Below are 16,726 nucleotides of genomic sequence, written 5' to 3'. Positions count from 1 at the left end.
AGTTTTCTACAGGCTGAACCTTACCTTGTTGGAGTAGACCCATGTTTATGCGCAAACCCCTGCTGTTGACCGCATGCCTGCTGGCACTGAGCACTCCGGTGTGGGCAGCGCCGGCGCAATCCGTCGATTTTGGTCAACCGGCTCCGGCCGCCAAGGCCACTCGCAGCATTGAAGTGGTCATGGGTGACATGTCGTTCAATCCCAAGGCGATCGATATCAAGGCCGGGGAGACCGTGCGTTTCGTGCTGGTCAACAAAGGTCAATTGCTGCATGAGTTCAACCTCGGCGACGCCGCTATGCATGCCAGGCATCAACAGGAAATGCTGGAGATGCAACAAAGCGGCATGCTCACGCCGACGGGCATGAAGGCCATGGATCACGGCGCCATGGGTCACGCCATGAAGCACGATGACCCCAACAGTGTACTGGTCGAGCCAGGCAAAACCGCCGAGCTGACCTGGACCTTCACCCAACCCACCAGCCTCGAATTCGCCTGCAATATTCCCGGTCACTACCAGGCCGGCATGGTCGGTAAACTCACCGTCGAAGCCCCGTAGGCGCTGTGTAGGAGCTGTCGAGTGCAACGAGGCTGCGATCTTTCCCAAAAGCACCCACCTCCCAACCCCCAACAAAACCACTGAACACTGATAGAATCCACTGATTCTTCAGTCAGGTTTCCGCCATGCATCCCGCAGCCGAACACTCGCCGCTGGGCAAATCCAGCGAATACATCGCCACCTACACGCCGTCCCTGCTGTTCCCTATCCCGCGCACCGCGAAATGGGCCGAGCTCGGCCTGACGGCGCAAACCCTGCCGTACACAGGCATGGACTTCTGGAACTGCTTCGAACTGTCGTGGCTGCTGCCCTCAGGTAAGCCCGTGGTGGCGATCGGCGAATTCAGCATTCCGGCGGACTCGCCGAATATCATCGAGTCGAAGTCGTTCAAGCTGTACCTCAACTCGCTGAACCAGACGCCATTTGCTGATACGGCAAGCCTTGAAGCAACCCTGGCCAACGACCTGTCCGCCGCTGCCGGCAAGCCGGTGGGCGTGCGCATCCGCAGTCTGCAAGAGGTGGAAGCCGAAGGCGTCGTTGCGTTGCCGGGCGTGTGTATCGACGACCTGGACATCAGTGTCAGCAACTACGAGCATCCGCGCCCGGAACTGCTGCGTTGCGACGATTCGCGCATTGTCGAGGAGAGCGTGCACAGCCATCTGCTCAAATCCAATTGCCCGGTGACCAGCCAGCCGGATTGGGGCAGTGTGGCAGTCGAGTACCGTGGGGCGGCGCTGGATCACGCGAGCCTGCTGGAGTACATCGTCAGCTTCCGCCAGCATTCGGACTTCCATGAGCAGTGTGTGGAGCGGATCTTCCTCGACCTGCAGCGGCTGCTCAAACCAGAGAAATTGACCGTGTATGCGCGTTATGTGCGCCGCGGTGGGTTGGACATCAACCCGTATCGCAGCACTGAAGAAGTGCAACTGCCGAACCACCGCCTGGTCCGTCAATAAATAACTTGTGTGGAAACCGCTCCCACAGGGGACGATGGACAATAAAAAGCCCCGCCATCACTGGCAGGGCTTTTTTACATCCGGTGAATTCAGATACCCATGTTGCCCAGCGCCTGCACAATGTTGCGCAGGGTGCCGGCGAGCGTAGGGTGTTCGATTTCGAAGCGTTCGACGGCCAGGTTGACGTTATCGGACAGGCTCGAATCCTGGGTTTTGGTCTCAAGCTCGAGCTCAAGTTGGATCTGCTCCATCAGCACTTGCAGGTCCTGGCGCTCCGCTTCGGTCAGTGGCGGATTCTGTTCCAATTGCTCGCGCAGAGTATTGAGCTGTTCTTGCAGTTCGCGGGCAGGCATGACGTTCTTCCTTTTATCGATAGGCACTGGCATAGACCGCAGCAGCGCGCCAAAGGTCTATGGCTGAGCTCTAGATTAATCCACTAGCGAGCAACCTGCATGTGTTGATCTGAGGATGGCCGCAATCAGGGCTTTTCGCCCTTGAATCGGCGCAGGCTGATGTCCGCCAGGCAGGTGTCGAGTTCGCCCAGGTGGTCGATCACCGAATGCACCCCCAGGCTGAACAATTGCACCGTTGCCTTGCCGCGTTTGAGCTCACGCTGCTGTGCGCTCAACGCCTGCCATTCATTCGGCGCGAGTCCGCAAAGCGATCCACAGGACGCCAGGCCAATGGTCCACAAACCGGCGTTCAGACCGGACTGCAGTAGCCGCGGCTCACCGCTCACCAGTACACATCCGTCCAGTTGGGCAACGTTCAGGGCCATCAAGGCTTCCCAGCAGGCATGGGGGGCCGGCCATGGATTGTTTGTTGCTAGGTGTTGCGAAGGTTTGATCCATTCCGGCAGCGCGAGCGCCAGGGAGTGGCTTAGGGCAGGGGGTAGTTCGTCGAGCCAGGTGCAGGGAATCTGCTGTCGTTGCAAACTGTGCAGACTGTCCAGGGCGCCCGGCGTGACCTCGGCGTATTCCCCCTGATGGCCGCCGTGTTGGAGGGTGCGTGCGCCAAAATCCACCAGGCAGCCACTGAGGCCAAACAGTACGGCGGTCAGGCTGGGCGCAGCGAGGGGCAAGGCTTCAGCGTGCGGCATATCGACATCCCTGAAATAGTATCAAGGCTATTCCACGCGGGTGACAGTTGAGTGACACTACTGCTCATCAATCGGCCGGCAATGTCGTGTTGCGCGAGGGGTCACGGCGATGCTGCCTAAAACGGCCTTTCCGTCTTATACTACGCAACTCAACGCCAGGGCCAAGAGCCTGCGTCAGTACAATCCAAGGAGTTTTTCTATGCGCTGGAGCAACCTTCTAGCTCAGCTGTGTGTGTGTTCCAGCGTAATGCTGGTGCCGTTCGTTGCCCAGGCAGCCACGGAAGAAGACCCTTGGGAAAGCGTCAACCGCCCGATCTACAAATTCAACGATGTACTCGATACCTATGCGCTGAAGCCATTGGCCCAGGGTTATCAGTACGTGACGCCGCAATTCGTCGAAGATGGCATTCACAATTTCTTCCGGAACATCGGTGACGTGCGCAACCTCGCCAACGATGTGCTGCAGGCCAAGCCGGCGGCAGCGGGCGTCGATACCGCACGCCTGATCTTCAACACCACGTTTGGCCTGCTGGGCTTCATCGACGTCGGTACCCGCATGGGTCTTCAACGTAACGATGAAGACTTCGGCCAGACCCTGGGCTATTGGGGTGTTCCTAGCGGTCCTTACTTGATGCTGCCATTCTTCGGCCCAAGCACCTTGCGCGATGCACCGGCCAAATACCCCGACTCCTACGTCGGTGCCTATCGCTATGTCGACGACGTGTCGGTGCGTAACTCGTTCAGGGCGCTGGATGTGGTCGACACCCGCGCCAGCCTGCTGTCGGCAGAGAAGCTGATCAATGGCGACAAGTACGTCTTCATCCGTAACGCCTACTTACAGAATCGTGAATTCAAGGTCAAAGACGGTCAGGTCGAAGACGATTTCTGATTTCGATCAGTCATAGAGGAAGGCGGCCATTGTGCCGCCTTTTTCGTTCATCCGGATCAGGGAAATCGCAGGTTTGGCCTGTCTCCAAAGGAGTTTTGAGCGTCGAGTGCAACCTAACATTGGGTTACGGTTTTAACTGTTCTTATAACTACTGGTCATTTGCCGGGTAAAGTCCTCAAGCGACCATCGCCACGAGCTTGAAACGCCCCGCGGATGGGAGTACCGTCTGCGCCTTAGAGGGCACCTCTGGTGTGACCTGTGCGTAGGGCAAAAGCCCGAAACCGGTGCGACAGAGAGGCTAGAAAGCGAATCCAGTAGTGAGAGCCAGGTCTGAACCTCGCCTGCTACGCCAACCTAATTCTGGCGCCGTTTGCCCACATGCCAAAAACCAGTGCCACGCTGCTGATAATCGATGATGACGAAGTAGTGCGCGCGAGTCTCGCCGCCTATTTGGAAGACAGTGGTTTCAGCGTCCTGCAGGCCAGCAATGGCCAGCAAGGTCTTCAGGTATTCGAGCAAGACAAGCCCGACTTGGTCATCTGCGATCTGCGCATGCCACAGATGGGCGGACTCGAACTTATCCGCCAGGTCACCGAGCGGTCGCCGCAAACCCCGGTGATCGTGGTTTCGGGTGCCGGCGTGATGAATGATGCAGTCGAGGCCCTGCGCCTGGGGGCAGCTGACTACCTGATCAAGCCTCTCGAAGATCTGGCCGTGCTTGAGCACTCAGTGCGCCGAGCCCTGGATCGCGCGCGCCTGCTGCTGGAAAACCAGCGCTACCGCGAGAAGCTGGAAAAGGCCAATCGGGAGCTGGAAGCCAGCCTCAACCTGCTCCAGGAAGACCAGAACGCCGGTCGCCAGGTGCAGATGAACATGCTGCCGGTCAGCCCCTGGACCGTCGATGAGTTCCAGTTCGCCCACCAGATCATCCCGTCGCTGTACCTGTCGGGTGACTTTGTCGACTATTTTCGAGTCGATGAGCGTCGGGTAGCCTTCTATCTGGCGGACGTTTCCGGTCACGGCGCCTCTTCAGCCTTCGTCACCGTGCTGTTGAAGTTCATGACCACGCGCTTGCTGTTCGAATCCAAGCGCAGCGGTACATTGCCGGAATTCAAGCCTTCAGAGGTGCTTGGTCATATCAACCGAGGCCTGATCAGTTGTAAGCTGGGTAAACACGTCACAATGGTCGGTGGAGTCATCGACGAGGAGACAGGTTTGTTGACCTATAGCATCGGCGGTCATTTGCCGTTGCCTGTGTTGTACACGCCAAACAGTGTTCGTTATCTGGAAGGGCGCGGTCTGCCGGTGGGCCTCTTCAACGAAGCTACCTACGAAGATCACGTACTGGAACTGCCGCCGACCTTCAGCTTGACGCTGATGTCCGATGGCATCCTGGACCTTCTGCCAGAGCCGACACTGAAGGAAAAAGAAGCAGCCTTGCCCCAGCGGGTCAAGGCAGCGTGCGGCACCCTGGATGGGTTGCGGCAGGTTTTTGGATTGGCCACGCTTGGGGAGATGCCGGATGATATCGCCCTGTTGGTGTTGAGCAGGAATCTTTAATGAGTACCGGTAGAATCCAGTTCGCCGAGCAGGACGGCACCTTTGTCCTGAAGTTCGTCGGTGAAGTTCGCCTGACCCTGTGTTCGGCGTTGGATGCGACTATTGAGCGGATCTTCACTGCGTTGAATTTCAACGCCATCGTGATCGACCTGACCGAGACCCGTAGCATCGACAGCACCACCCTTGGCCTGCTGGCCAAATTGTCGATCCTGTCGCGGCAAAAAGTCGGCCTGCTGCCGACCGTCGTCACCACCCACGAAGATATCACCCGTCTGCTGCAGTCCATGGGTTTCGAGCAGGTGTTCAACATCGTTGATCGTCCGATCCCGTGCCCTGAGTGCCTGACCGATCTGCCAGACCAGGATCAGTCGGAGGAAGTGGTGCGGATCAAAGTGCTGGAAGCGCACAAGATCCTCATGGGGCTCAACGACTCTAATCGTGAAGCCTTTCATGACCTGGTGAATGCGCTCGAGCGCCCCTGATCCTGTGAAATTCCCCGCTCCCACATTAGAATTCAACACACAAAAAAGGCGAACCGCTGAGTGTTCGCCTTTTTGCGTTGCCTTGGACTAGATCACAGCTTGGCTTGCAGCAGTGCCTCAAGCTTCTCCTGATCCCGAGCAAACTGCCGAATCCCCTCAGCCAGCTTTTCCGTCGCCATTGCATCCTCGTTGGATAACCAGCGGAACTGCGCCTCATTCAAGCTCAGGCGCGCCTCCCCGGCATTTCCTGGGGCCAACATGCGCTCCAGCTTGCCCGTATCGGCCGCCAGCTTGTCGATCAGCTCCGGGCTGATGGTCAGGCGATCACAACCAGCCAGTTGCTCGATCTGGTTAAGGTTGCGGAAGCTGGCACCCATGACCACGGTCTTGTAGTCGTTCGCTTTGTAGTAGTTGTAGATGCGGGTCACCGACTGCACGCCCGGATCGTCCGCGCCGGTGTAGTCGTTGCCGTTGGCTTTCTTGTACCAGTCGTAGATGCGGCCCACGAACGGCGAGATCAGGAACACGCCAGCCTCGGCACAGGCCGCTGCCTGGGCGAACGAAAACAGCAGGGTCAGGTTGGTCTGGATGCCTTCCTTCTCCAGCTTCTCGGCGGCACGAATACCTTCCCAGGTTGACGCGATCTTGATCAGTACGCGGTCACGGCCCACGCCAGCCTTGTCATAGAGTTCGATCAGACGGTGCGCGCGCTTCAATACCGCGTCAGTGTCGAACGACAGGCGCGCATCCACTTCCGTGGAAATCCGGCCCGGTACCACCTTAAGGATTTCCTGCCCAACCGCGACACCAAAACGATCGCTGGCCAGACCCACATCGCCTTTGCAGTCATGCACGCAAGCATTCAGCAACTCGGCATAACCTGGGATCGCAGCCGCTTTGAGCAGCAGGGAGGGGTTGGTGGTAGCGTCTACCGGCTTGACCCGAGCAATTGCTTCGAAGTCGCCAGTGTCGGCAACTACGGTGGTCATTTGTTTAAGTTGTTCCAGCTTGGAGGTCATGGGCGTGCTCTGTCCTTTAGATCTGATGACATTACCCGAGCGCTGACAGCCACTCAAGGGCGCGTGTATCTATCGAAGGCCCCAGCGGCAACAACCTGAAAACGGCTGTTTGAAAGGTGGGGCGCGGTGTTAATAAATACGATGCCGAAATGGGGGACTGGTTCAACCGGGGTGACCGGTAGCCCCTGCAAGCGCACATGGCGGCAAGAGCCGTAGCAGTTGTAGCGGTCGTAGGAGCTGTCGAGTGAAACGAGGCTGCGATCTTTTGGACCGGCAATCGACCATCGCGGCCACCAAACCTTCAACGCCCCTCCAACAACTCCGCCGCTTGATCCAACAACGCCAAAGGCTCCTTTGCCTTGTGAATATCGACCGACAACAACTGCCGAAACCTGCGCGCCCCAGGAAAGCCCGTGCCCAGTCCCAGCACATGCCGAGTGATGTGGTGCATGGAACCGCCTGCATCGATATGCGCCGCAATATAAGGTCGCAACTGCGCCAGCGCGTCAGCGCGGCTGATCACCGGTGCTGTGCTGCCGAACAGCTGTTGATCCACCTCTGCCATCACATAAGGATTGTGGTACGCCTCACGCCCCAGCATCACCCCGTCGAAGGTCTGCAAGTGCTCATGGCAGGACTCCAGCGTCTTGATCCCGCCGTTAAGGATGATCTCCAGGTCCGGGAAGTCAGTCTTCAGCTGCGCCGCAACGTCATAGCGCAGCGGCGGAATATCGCGGTTCTCTTTCGGCGACAACCCTTCCAGGATCGCAATCCGCGCATGCACGGTAAAACTGGTGCACCCGGCATCCCGCACGGTGCCGACGAAGTCGCACAACTGCTCATAGCTGTCCCGGCCATTGATCCCGATCCGGTGCTTCACCGTCACCGGAATCGACACCGTATCACGCATCGCCTTCACACAATCCGCCACCAACTGCGGATGCCCCATCAGTACCGCGCCGATCATGTTGTTCTGCACCCGATCACTCGGGCAGCCGACATTCAGGTTCACCTCGTCATAGCCATGTTCCTGGGCCATGCGGGCGCATGCAGCCAGGTCCAGCGGTACGCTACCGCCCAGTTGCAGGGCAAGCGGGTGCTCGGCTTCGTTGTGACGAAGGAAACGCTCGTGATCGCCGTTGAGAAGCGCGCCGGTGGTGACCATCTCGCTGTAGAGGAGGGCGCGCTTGGAGAGCAGGCGCAGGAAGAAACGGCAGTGACGGTCGGTCCAATCCATCATCGGCGCGACTGAAAAACGGCGGGAGAGCGTTGTGGGTGTAGCAATAGCTGAAGGCATTGGGGAATCTGGAATCGGCAGCGCTAGGGAACTGCCAGTTTATCAGGGTTGGGCAGGTGCGGCTTGAGCCGTCACGCTGCCACGTCCGCGTGTTTCCAACACTGCAATGGAAACCTCAAGAATGATCCGCCGCCCTCAAACAACGCCCCACCTACTTGCGAGACGTAGCCTTACCCGCCGAAGCAACCGTAGCACCACTGCAGTTAATATAAGGTGAAGACTTCAGCCAGCGCTGGTCCGGATAATAAGAAAACAGCAACTGCCCATTTTTCATCGAGTCAATCAGCGGGCGCGCTACCGCGGGCCTGACTGCCGGGCAACCGAGGCTTCGGCCTATCCGGCCGTTGGCGCGGGCCAGTACCGGGCTGACGTATGGCGCACCGTGAATGACGATTGCCCGCTCAAACGCGTTATCGTTGAAGCCCGGTTCCAGGCCTTGCATGCGCAGGGAATAACCGTTTTGCCCGATGTAACTGGCCTGGGTGCGATACAACCCCAGGCTGGTCGCGAAACTTTCGTTCTGGTTGGAAAAGTTGACCGCCATGTTCTCGCCACTGTTGCGCCCATGGGCGACCAGTTCACGAAACAGCAACTTTCGCTTTTTCAGATCGAACACCCACAGGCGTTGTTCGGTAGAAGGCAGGGAGTAATCGATCACTGCCAGGCGTTGGGCTGGAGCCGAACCCTGGGCCTGGGTGCATTGTGAAGCACGTACTGCCAGGTTTATAACGGTGGCGTTGGCATCTGGAGCCGCTTTGACGAGGGCGGCGGCAAGCGAATCGGCGTAGGCTGCCGGTACTGAAAGGGATGTCAGCAGCAGGGCCGAAAAAAGCAGTCGAATGCAAGCTGGCGCCATATAGATGTCTCATCGTGATAGGTTCGAGTCTAGCTGTTTACGGGAAGCTAGCCGTTGAAGTCGGGAGATTAAGGATTATCCATGGTGCACTTAACAAGGTTATTCGTCATAAGCCGCGTCTTTTTTATGGTCTTTCTGATCAGCGGTGCTGCGCACGGGGAAACTTCGTCGATTGAGGGCGAAGTTGCGCCCATCATCCAAAGGGGTGCGGCAGCGGATGACAACGTCGGGCAGGCCATCCAGGCCAACCTGTCGCCTCTGAGCACGTCTTTTCCACCGTTATTGACTGCGCCGCGTCATAAGCGGGTCGACGTCAGTCGCATGGTCCTCGATTTCTACTCCCATCGCGGCTATCGCGCGGCGTGGACTAATGTGAGCGACACCGCTCAATTGTTCGCCAGCCTCCAGGCCACTCAGATCGACGGCTTGAATCCTGCGGATTTTCATATCGACGAGTTGGCCAGATCCCGGACGTTATTGCAGGCCGATTCTGCAACACCCGAACAGCGGGCCGCATTCGATATTGCGGCCACCCATACCTTTCTCACGGCATTGCTGCAATTGCGTCGCGGCAAGGTCGACCCTTCCCGATTGGATATCCACTGGAATTTCGACCCCTCGGACGTCGATCCCCGGGAAGACGTGAACAAATTCTTCATTGCCCTGGATGCCCATGACGTGGCTGGCGCCTTTGCCCAAGCGCCGCCACAAGAGTCGGTGTACCGCGGATTGCGCGAGGGCCTGGCACAATTACGCAAGGTGCATGATGGTGGTGGTTGGCCAAAAGTTGCTGAAGGTCAGTCGCTCAAGCCGGGTATGGATGATCCCGCCGTCGCCCAATTGCGGGCGAGGTTGGTGGGCGGTGGTTTTCTCGAACCGCGCCTGGTTCATGGGACCCGATACGACGGCCCGGTGATCGCTGCGGTGAAGAAATATCAGGCCGAGCAATACCTGAGCGCTGATGGCGTGGCCGGGGCGAGTACCTTGGCCGCGCTGAATGTATCGGTCGACGCCCGTATTGATCAGGTGCGGGTGAACATGGAGCGGGCGCGCTGGCTGCTTTATAAGCTGCAAGGCACTTTCGTGATCGTAGACATCGCTGGGTATAAAGTAGCGATGTATCGTGATGGCAAACCGATCTGGCGCTCGCGAGTGCAGGTCGGCAAGCCGTTTCGCAATACGCCGGTGTTCCAGTCCGAGATCACGTATGTCACGTTCAATCCGACCTGGACCGTGCCACCCACCATCCTCAAGGAAGACGTGATCCCCAGGATCCAGAGAAATCCCGATTATCTCGCCGCCAACCGCATTCGCGTGATCGACCGCGATGGCGCAGTGCTGGATCCTTCAAGTGTCGACTGGAGCAATCCGCGCGGTGTCATCCTGCGCCAGGATGCCGGGCCCGACAGCTCGCTAGGGCAGGTGGTGATTCGTTTTCCCAATGACTATGCGATTTATCTGCACGACACGCCCCATCGCGAGTTGTTCTCCAAGACCGTGCGCGCCACCAGTTCCGGCTGCATTCGCGTGGAAAACCCGTTGCAGTTGGTCGAACTGCTGTTCAACGATCCGGTGCGCTGGGACAGTGCCGGAATACAAAAACAGCTGGCCAAGGGCAAGACCGAAAACATTCGGCTACCGGTGAAGGTTCCGGTGCTCTTGGCGTACTGGACGGTAGACCTGAGTAAGGACGGGCGAGTGACTTTCAAACCTGATGTCTACGGCTACGATTCGGCTGTCCTGCGGGGTTTGAACCTGCCCTCAAAGTCACCCATTCTGGATTTGTTGCGGGTAGGGGCTCCCGCCGTGGTGATCAACCCGAAATAACGGAGCTGAATATGGATGTTGCGCAGAAAACCACGGAGCTGGTCAAAAGCCCGGTCCAGGTGCGCGATCTGGATGAGTGTCACAATATAAATAACGGGGCGGTGTTCATCATCGCCTCGGGTGCGTCGGCCAGAGACTTCCCTCTCAAGAAGTATGCCGACGTGCCGATGATTACCATGAACGGCGCGATATCCATGTTCATCGGCACCGGTATCAAGCCATACTTTTTCATGTGCTCGGATGACGCGCACTACAGGGAGCAGCCTCGTCTGTTCACTGAAACCATGCGGCTTAGCCAGCGAGTTGCGTTGCCGCAAAGTCACGCTTATTACCAGGCGCTCAACCCAAGGGGGAGCTGTATCTGTTGATTCGCGCTCCTCGGCTTATTTGGCGCTCCAGGTTGCTTATTACCTGGGCGTTTCCAAAGTGCTCCTGGTGGGAGTCGATCTGGAACAGGCAGAAGAACGGTTTTACGAGACCCCTCGGGCATTATGTGACCTTTGAAGATGTCGATAAAATGATCGGCGCCTGACGCGCCTTCTCCAGGATGAGCTTTTTGCCAATTCCCTTGCACGACCCCCAGCACGACTCTGGCGGCACCCTCAAACGACTGCCGCTGCTCAAGGCAGCGGTGCTGTTCATCGTAGCGGTGTGCCTGAGCCTGGTTGGTTTGCTGTACCTGCAACTTCAGCAGTCGCGCAGTCACGATCTGGAACAGGCGCAAGTGGCGTCGGAGAATCTGACCCGCGCCATGGCGCAGCAGGCAGAAGATACCTTCATGAAAGCTGACCTGGTGTTGAGCAGCCTGGCCGACTGGTTGCAGGCTGATAGCTACGGGGCTGCGCAATTACCAAGGCTGCAGAAGACCTTCGCCCGACGAGTGTTGGCACTGAATCAGCTGCATGGGATTTTCCTGTTCGACCGGCAGGGGCAGTGGGTGGTGACCTCGTTCGAAGCCCTGCCCCGTGGCAAGGGGGTGGCGGATCGTGACTACTTCAAGTTCCACGAGCAGAACACCTCTTCGCAGGCGCACATCGGTCCGGCGATTCGCAGTCGCGAGAATGGCGAATGGATCATTCCGCTGTCCAAGCGCGTTAACGACAGGAACGGCAAGTTCGCGGGCGTATTGTTGGCCGGGATCAAGATGTCGTATTTCGACCAGTTCTTTAAAAGCTTCAGCATTGATGACAACGGCTCGATGTTTCTAGCCCTGACCGACGGCACCTTGCTGGCGCGCAGACCTTTCGTGGAAGCGCAGATTGGATCGACCCTGGCTCAAGGGGAAAGCTTCCAGAAATGGCTGCCCAGTGCGTCCTCCGGCAACGCCATGGTCACCGCGGTGGTCGACGGCGTGGTGCGGCTGCACGGTTACCGGCAACTGGATGCCTATCCGTTGGTGGTGTCCGCCGCTTCTTCACAAGCTGCGATCCTCAAGCACTGGTCAGACACTGCGTTCCAGTCCAGCGTGATTGTGGGTCTGGTGGTGCTGGGCGTTGGCTTGTTCGGTTGGGTGTTCATTCATCAGGTGCGCAATGGCGAGCGCATTGAGGCGGATCTGCGTGCGGCCCAGGAAACGCTGGAACTGATCGCCACCCACGACAGCCTGACGGGGCTGGCAAATCGGAGGTTGTTCGAGCGAGCGCTGGACATTGAATTCGGGCGTGGGGCACGGCTCGCCAGTTCACTAAGCCTGATCATGCTCGACATCGATTTTTTCAAGCGCTACAACGATGCCTACGGTCACGTGGTCGGTGACCACTGCCTGGCTGAAGTGGCGGGTGCGGTGCAAGCTTGCTGTCAGCGCAAGGCTGATCTGGCGGTGCGTTATGGTGGGGAGGAGTTCGCGGTACTGCTGCCCAATACTGATTTGCGTGGGGCAATGGTGATTGCCGAAGAAATCAGGCGCAAGGTCATGGGCAAGAACATCACCCATACCGGGTCGCCCACGGGATGCGTGACGGTGAGCCTGGGATGCTACTCGTTCGTGCCGAGCGGGCGCGACAGTATCGAAGTGTTTATCGAACGCGCCGATGCCGCGTTGTACCAAGCCAAGCACTCAGGCCGTAACCGAGTGGCGGTGCTGTCAATGGAAGACGTTGGCGATGCGCTGATGCGTTCGGATCGCTGAGGTAGCAAACCGCCCGGCCAAGGCGGGGCAAGCAGCCGAGCTCATCGGCTGCCTTTACGCGTTCAGCTGCCCGTGCCGCCGCCCGCACCGCCGGTTCCTCCACCCGCAGACCCCGTGCCCCCGCCAGCGCCCGAGCCACTGGTACCGCCATTAGTACCCGTGCCATTCCCGCTACCGGTAGATGGGGTTGAACTGCTGTTGCTACTGCCTGCAGTGCCGGACGGCATACCGGGATTGTTATTGGGCGCCATCGTCGAGCCACCGACGGATCCCGGCTTGGTCCCGCAAGCGTCTGCTCCATCGCCGGATGCCGCATAAGCACCCAGTGAGGCAGCTGACATCATTCCAGCCAGCACCAGTGAAGTGATCTTGAGGTTTTTCATGTTACGTCTCCGCAAATGAGTCGTTACCTGATGTTGGGTGGCGGGGAGGGTGCTGGGTGCCGACTGGATGACGAGTGGTCGTGTCACGCGCAAGCGCCGTTGATTTTCAGGCGGGTTGATTGGTGAAATCAATTGTCGTTCCGGGGCCCTTTTGGCCTATACCTGTCGCCCATCGGCGGAGCGATCCGCGGCATCGGCATAAGGACTGAGCAATGAGCGAAACACGCCTGAGTAATCTTGCGCACTACCTGCAACTTCTGGGGTTCGACGCACCTCCTGCGCCAACACTCGAAACCCTGCGCCAGCTGCAACTGCGTCACACCAGCGTGTTCGCGTTCGAAAACCTGGCGACGCTGGCGGGCGAGCCAGTGCTGATCGACTTGCCGTCCATCGAGCGAAAACTATTGCAGGAACAGCGCGGCGGCTATTGCTACGAACTCAACCACCTCTTTTTCGCGTTGCTTCAGGCGCTGGGCTTTGATGTTCGCGGCATCACCGGTCGTGTGGTGATGGGCCAGCCCGAAGGCGCGTGGACTACCCGTACCCACCGTTTGAGCCTGGTGCACCTCGACGGCGTGCGCTACATCAGCGACGTCGGTTTCGGCGGCATGGTCCCCACTGCGCCGCTACTGCTCGACTCCACAGGCGAGCAGCCCACCCCCCATGAACCCTACCGGATCGAACGGCACGAGGATGGCTTCACCTTGCGTGCCAAGGTCGCGGGTGAATGGCGGCCTATGTACATCTTTGACCTGCAGCGCCAGGAGGACGTCGATTACGCCGTCGGCAACTGGTATGTCTCGACCCATCCGGACTCGCCTTTCGCTAGACAATTGATGGTGGCGCGGACCGGGGATGGGTGGCGGCGCACGCTCAATAATGGCAGTTTTGCGATCCATCGAATCGGCTACGACAGCGAGCGGCGTGAAGTGGTCGACGTGGAAGAGCTTATCGGCTTGTTGCAGCGCGAGTTCGGTATTCGGGTGCCGGTGCATGCTGGATTGAGGCAGGCGCTGGCCCGCTTGGTCGCCGGTGCGTAGAGCGCGCAAAGCAAAAGACTCGCGGGGGGCAGGGGGCGTAAGCGGAGATTTGTCAGTGAATTTTCCAGTCAAACCCAGTGCGGCCAAGGGTGGGGTGAACAGGTGTCCATAATCTGACCGATGAGTTGTATACAACTCTATAGACATTTGTCCTAACTCTTGCATACAGTGTGCGCATAACAAAAAGCCAGGGAACCCCCCAATCATGAAAACGCCCCATGTTTCACACCAACGGCCCGAGGATGAAAATCTTGGGATCGGCGCGAATATGGCTTATGGCCTGCAACACGTTCTGACCATGTATGGAGGTATCGTCGCGGTACCGTTGATCATCGGTCAGGCGGCCGGGCTTTCGCCGGCAGACATTGGCTTGTTGATTGCTGCGTCATTGTTTGCAGGGGGGCTGGCGACTTTGCTGCAGACCCTTGGTTTACCGTTTTTTGGCTGTCAGTTGCCGCTGGTACAGGGCGTATCGTTTTCCGGTGTCGCGACCATGGTGGCGATTGTCAGCAGTGGCGGGGAGGGCGGGTTCCAGTCGATCCTTGGGGCGGTGATTGCCGCGTCTTTGATCGGGTTGCTGATCACCCCGGTGTTCTCGCGTATCACCAAGTTCTTCCCGCCACTGGTCACGGGTATCGTGATCACCACCATTGGCCTTACGCTGATGCCCGTGGCTGCACGCTGGGCAATGGGGGGCAACAGTCACGCGCCTGACTTTGGCAGCATGGCGAATATTGGGTTGGCCGCCCTGACGCTGGTGCTGGTGCTGCTGCTGAGCAAGATCGGCAGCGCGACCATCTCCCGCTTGTCGATCCTGCTGGCCATGGTCATCGGCACGGTCATCGCAGTGTTCCTCGGCATGGCGGACTTCTCCTCCGTGACCCAGGGGCCGATGTTCGGTTTCCCGACACCGTTCCACTTCGGCATGCCGACTTTCCACTTCGCCGCGATCCTGTCGATGTGCATTGTGGTCATGGTAACGCTGGTGGAAACTTCGGCGGACATCCTCGCCGTGGGCGAAATTATCGACACCAAGGTCGACTCCAAGCGCCTGGGCAATGGTCTGCGTGCCGACATGCTGTCGAGCATGATCGCGCCGATCTTTGGCTCTTTCACCCAAAGCGCATTCGCCCAGAATGTCGGGCTGGTGGCGGTGACCGGGATCAAGAGTCGCTTCGTGGTGGCGACTGGCGGGCTGTTCCTGGTGATCCTTGGCCTACTGCCATTCATGGGGCGGGTGATTGCCGCAGTACCGACCTCGGTGCTCGGCGGTGCCGGTATTGTCCTGTTCGGCACTGTGGCGGCCAGTGGTATTCGTACGCTGTCCAAGGTTGATTACCGCAACAACGTCAACCTGATCATTGTCGCCACCTCGATCGGTTTCGGCATGATCCCCATCGCTGCGCCGAACTTCTACGACCATTTCCCGAGCTGGTTCGCGACCATCTTCCATTCGGGCATCAGCTCGTCGGCGATCATGGCCATCGTGCTCAATCTGACATTTAACCACCTCACGGCGGGCAACTCCGATCAGCAGTCGGTGTTTGCTGCCGGTACCGAGCGGGTACTGGGTTATCAGGATCTGGCTGCGTTGCGTGAAGGGGATTACTTCAGTGACGGCAAGCTGCATGACTGCGATGGCAAGGAGATTCCGGTGGTGGATGTTGACCATGGGCATGGAGAGCCGCGACCGGTGCATGCCAAGACCGGTGAGCATGTATGACCTGAGGGCGCGGTAGAAGCGGTAGTTCAAAAGGTCGCAGCCTGCGATCTTTTGAATTTATAGGCGCCCACAAAAAAGCCCCTGGATCTTTCGATTCAGGGGCTTTTTGGTTCTTGCTGTCTGGCTCCACGACCTGGACTCGAACCAGGGACCCAGTGATTAACAGTCACTTGCTCTACCAACTGAGCTATCGCGGAATGGCGTGTATGTTACTGATTCAGAAAGAGAAGTCAAGCGACTGTGGCTAAATTCGACAATTGGTCGAAGCCCAGGGTGGTTTTTCCGACTTTGGCAGTTACCAGAAGTCCCTCAGGGGTCTACCATGGCCGCCCGGAAGCGGTTACACGCGCTGCCGGCCATTCGCCGAAAAGGTACGCGCCATGAATCACCCAGTCTTCACCTGTCCAGCCAACGGGGTGCGCGCATGAGCATCGCCCAGATCAGCCTGCCCAAAGGTGTCGGTCCACACGCTGAAAAGCTGTTCGACGCCATCACCCAGGCCAGCACCGCCGAAGAATTGAATCGTGCCGGAGGCAAGGCCGAAGGCTTCGTTCTCGGCCTGGAGAGCACCAAGGCCATCAAGAGCCAGGTCGCCGAATCGCTCTATGTCGCTTATGACGACGCTGCCAGCCAGCGTGCCAGCGAACTGGCTTAACCGCCGAACGTAAGCGTGCCAAGCATCAGCTTGCCATACAGTATTGTGGCCGCCAGTTGCACCAGCCACAGCGCCAGGCCGCCGAGAAACACCCCGGCGGCCACTTGAAGCACCAGATTGTTGCCGCGTTTAGCCGCAGGCCGAGGGACGAAATGGTCCAGTTCGTCCAGGTCATCGCGCTCGGCGCGCAGGTCATCATTTTTCATCTACGTTCTCGCAGGAATTCAGGCTGTACACAAAACCCGTAGGAGCTGC

At 58.5% G+C, this 16,726-nt stretch carries 18 protein-coding genes and 1 tRNA gene; 11 read left to right on the top strand and 8 right to left on the bottom strand.

The features are described 5' to 3' along the window. Nucleotides 1-41 precede the first annotated feature (41 nt). Together copI and queF are read left to right on the top strand one after the other, a co-directional pair. Nucleotides 42-557 carry a copper-resistant cuproprotein CopI gene (copI, locus tag L9059_RS19500; RefSeq protein WP_247292565.1) on the top strand — a complete coding sequence of 172 codons (516 nt, stop codon included), beginning with the start codon at nt 42-44 and terminating at the stop codon, nt 555-557. A 125-nt stretch (nt 558-682) separates the two neighbouring features. Beyond that, complete coding sequence (gene queF, locus L9059_RS19495) at nt 683-1,513, top strand: NADPH-dependent 7-cyano-7-deazaguanine reductase QueF (protein ID WP_247292564.1); 831 nt, start codon at nt 683-685, stop codon at nt 1,511-1,513. Nucleotides 1,514-1,602: 89 nt separating this feature from the next. Here queF and L9059_RS19490 read toward each other — a convergent pair whose 3' ends face one another. Further along, a complete protein-coding gene (locus L9059_RS19490) occupies nt 1,603-1,866 on the bottom strand; it encodes a DUF4404 family protein (RefSeq protein ID WP_247292563.1) in 264 nt (87 codons plus the stop codon). Between the two features lie 125 nt (nt 1,867-1,991). Continuing rightward, nucleotides 1,992-2,612: an HAD superfamily inactivated hydrolase PcrP gene (gene pcrP, locus L9059_RS19485; protein ID WP_247292562.1), complete on the bottom strand. Its 621-nt coding sequence runs from the start codon at nt 2,610-2,612 to the stop codon at nt 1,992-1,994. A gap of 247 nt (nt 2,613-2,859) precedes the next feature. Between pcrP and L9059_RS19480 the strand changes: the two genes are divergently transcribed. The 3 genes from L9059_RS19480 to rssC all read left to right on the top strand — a co-directional run bounded on the left by L9059_RS19480 (nt 2,860) and on the right by rssC (nt 5,543). Then, on the top strand, nt 2,860-3,501 hold the full coding sequence (locus L9059_RS19480; protein WP_428480287.1) for an MlaA family lipoprotein: 642 nt from the start codon (nt 2,860-2,862) through the stop codon (nt 3,499-3,501). 378 nt (nt 3,502-3,879) lie between these two features. After that, entirely contained in the window at nt 3,880-5,061 is a 1,182-nt protein-coding gene (gene rssB / locus L9059_RS19475) for a two-component system response regulator RssB (RefSeq protein WP_247292560.1), read from the top strand. Further along, on the top strand, nt 5,061-5,543 hold the full coding sequence (gene rssC / locus L9059_RS19470) for an anti-sigma factor antagonist RssC (protein WP_247292559.1): 483 nt from the start codon (nt 5,061-5,063) through the stop codon (nt 5,541-5,543). The genes rssB and rssC overlap by 1 nt, the downstream gene beginning before the upstream one ends. 92 nt (nt 5,544-5,635) lie before the next feature. Here rssC and tal read toward each other — a convergent pair whose 3' ends face one another. The 3 genes from tal to L9059_RS19455 all read right to left on the bottom strand — a co-directional run bounded on the left by tal (nt 5,636) and on the right by L9059_RS19455 (nt 8,715). Continuing rightward, nucleotides 5,636-6,562, bottom strand: a complete 927-nt coding sequence (gene tal, locus L9059_RS19465; RefSeq protein ID WP_247292558.1) for a transaldolase — start codon at nt 6,560-6,562, stop codon at nt 5,636-5,638. 301 nt (nt 6,563-6,863) lie between these two features. After that, a complete protein-coding gene (gene dusA / locus L9059_RS19460) occupies nt 6,864-7,859 on the bottom strand; it encodes a tRNA dihydrouridine(20/20a) synthase DusA (RefSeq protein WP_247292557.1) in 996 nt (331 codons plus the stop codon). Nucleotides 7,860-8,010: 151 nt separating this feature from the next. Next, nucleotides 8,011-8,715 carry a murein L,D-transpeptidase catalytic domain family protein gene (locus tag L9059_RS19455; RefSeq protein ID WP_247292556.1) on the bottom strand — a complete coding sequence of 235 codons (705 nt, stop codon included), beginning with the start codon at nt 8,713-8,715 and terminating at the stop codon, nt 8,011-8,013. An 81-nt stretch (nt 8,716-8,796) separates the two neighbouring features. On the opposite strand from L9059_RS19455, the gene L9059_RS19450 reads away from it, so the two are divergent. The 3 genes from L9059_RS19450 to L9059_RS19440 all read left to right on the top strand — a co-directional run bounded on the left by L9059_RS19450 (nt 8,797) and on the right by L9059_RS19440 (nt 12,670). After that, entirely contained in the window at nt 8,797-10,542 is a 1,746-nt protein-coding gene (locus L9059_RS19450) for a L,D-transpeptidase family protein (RefSeq protein ID WP_247292555.1), read from the top strand. Between the two features lie 11 nt (nt 10,543-10,553). Then, nucleotides 10,554-10,910 (top strand): hypothetical protein, encoded by a 357-nt coding sequence (locus L9059_RS19445; protein ID WP_247292554.1) that lies wholly within the window; start codon nt 10,554-10,556, stop codon nt 10,908-10,910. Nucleotides 10,911-11,098: 188 nt separating this feature from the next. After that, nucleotides 11,099-12,670 carry a sensor domain-containing diguanylate cyclase gene (locus L9059_RS19440; protein ID WP_247292553.1) on the top strand — a complete coding sequence of 524 codons (1,572 nt, stop codon included), beginning with the start codon at nt 11,099-11,101 and terminating at the stop codon, nt 12,668-12,670. Nucleotides 12,671-12,732: 62 nt separating this feature from the next. Here L9059_RS19440 and L9059_RS19435 read toward each other — a convergent pair whose 3' ends face one another. After that, nucleotides 12,733-13,053: a hypothetical protein gene (locus L9059_RS19435; protein ID WP_247292552.1), complete on the bottom strand. Its 321-nt coding sequence runs from the start codon at nt 13,051-13,053 to the stop codon at nt 12,733-12,735. A 212-nt stretch (nt 13,054-13,265) separates the two neighbouring features. Here L9059_RS19435 and L9059_RS19430 point away from each other — a divergent pair, with 212 nt between their 5' ends. Together L9059_RS19430 and L9059_RS19425 are read left to right on the top strand one after the other, a co-directional pair. Next, the gene (locus tag L9059_RS19430; RefSeq protein ID WP_247292551.1) at nt 13,266-14,093 is read left to right on the top strand and encodes an arylamine N-acetyltransferase family protein; all 828 of its coding nucleotides are present in this window, start codon (nt 13,266-13,268) and stop codon (nt 14,091-14,093) included. Between the two features lie 205 nt (nt 14,094-14,298). Further along, complete coding sequence (locus L9059_RS19425) at nt 14,299-15,816, top strand: nucleobase:cation symporter-2 family protein (protein WP_247292550.1); 1,518 nt, start codon at nt 14,299-14,301, stop codon at nt 15,814-15,816. Between the two features lie 121 nt (nt 15,817-15,937). On the opposite strand, the gene L9059_RS19420 is transcribed toward L9059_RS19425, so the two are convergent. After that, a tRNA-Asn gene (locus L9059_RS19420) sits at nt 15,938-16,013 on the bottom strand. Nucleotides 16,014-16,240: 227 nt separating this feature from the next. Here L9059_RS19420 and L9059_RS19415 point away from each other — a divergent pair. Continuing rightward, nucleotides 16,241-16,471 (top strand): hypothetical protein, encoded by a 231-nt coding sequence (locus tag L9059_RS19415; protein WP_018928109.1) that lies wholly within the window; start codon nt 16,241-16,243, stop codon nt 16,469-16,471. Here the strand turns inward: L9059_RS19415 and L9059_RS19410 are convergent. After that, nucleotides 16,468-16,677, bottom strand: a complete 210-nt coding sequence (locus L9059_RS19410) for a hypothetical protein (protein ID WP_247292549.1) — start codon at nt 16,675-16,677, stop codon at nt 16,468-16,470. The genes L9059_RS19415 and L9059_RS19410 overlap by 4 nt on opposite strands. Nucleotides 16,678-16,726: the final 49 nt, after the last annotated feature.

It is taken from the genome of Pseudomonas violetae (assembly GCF_023072615.1).
Taxonomy (GTDB): Bacteria; Pseudomonadota; Gammaproteobacteria; order Pseudomonadales; family Pseudomonadaceae; genus Aquipseudomonas; species Aquipseudomonas violetae.
Note: the sequence above shows the minus strand (reverse complement) of the source record. Positions and strands in the feature narration are given on the sequence as shown.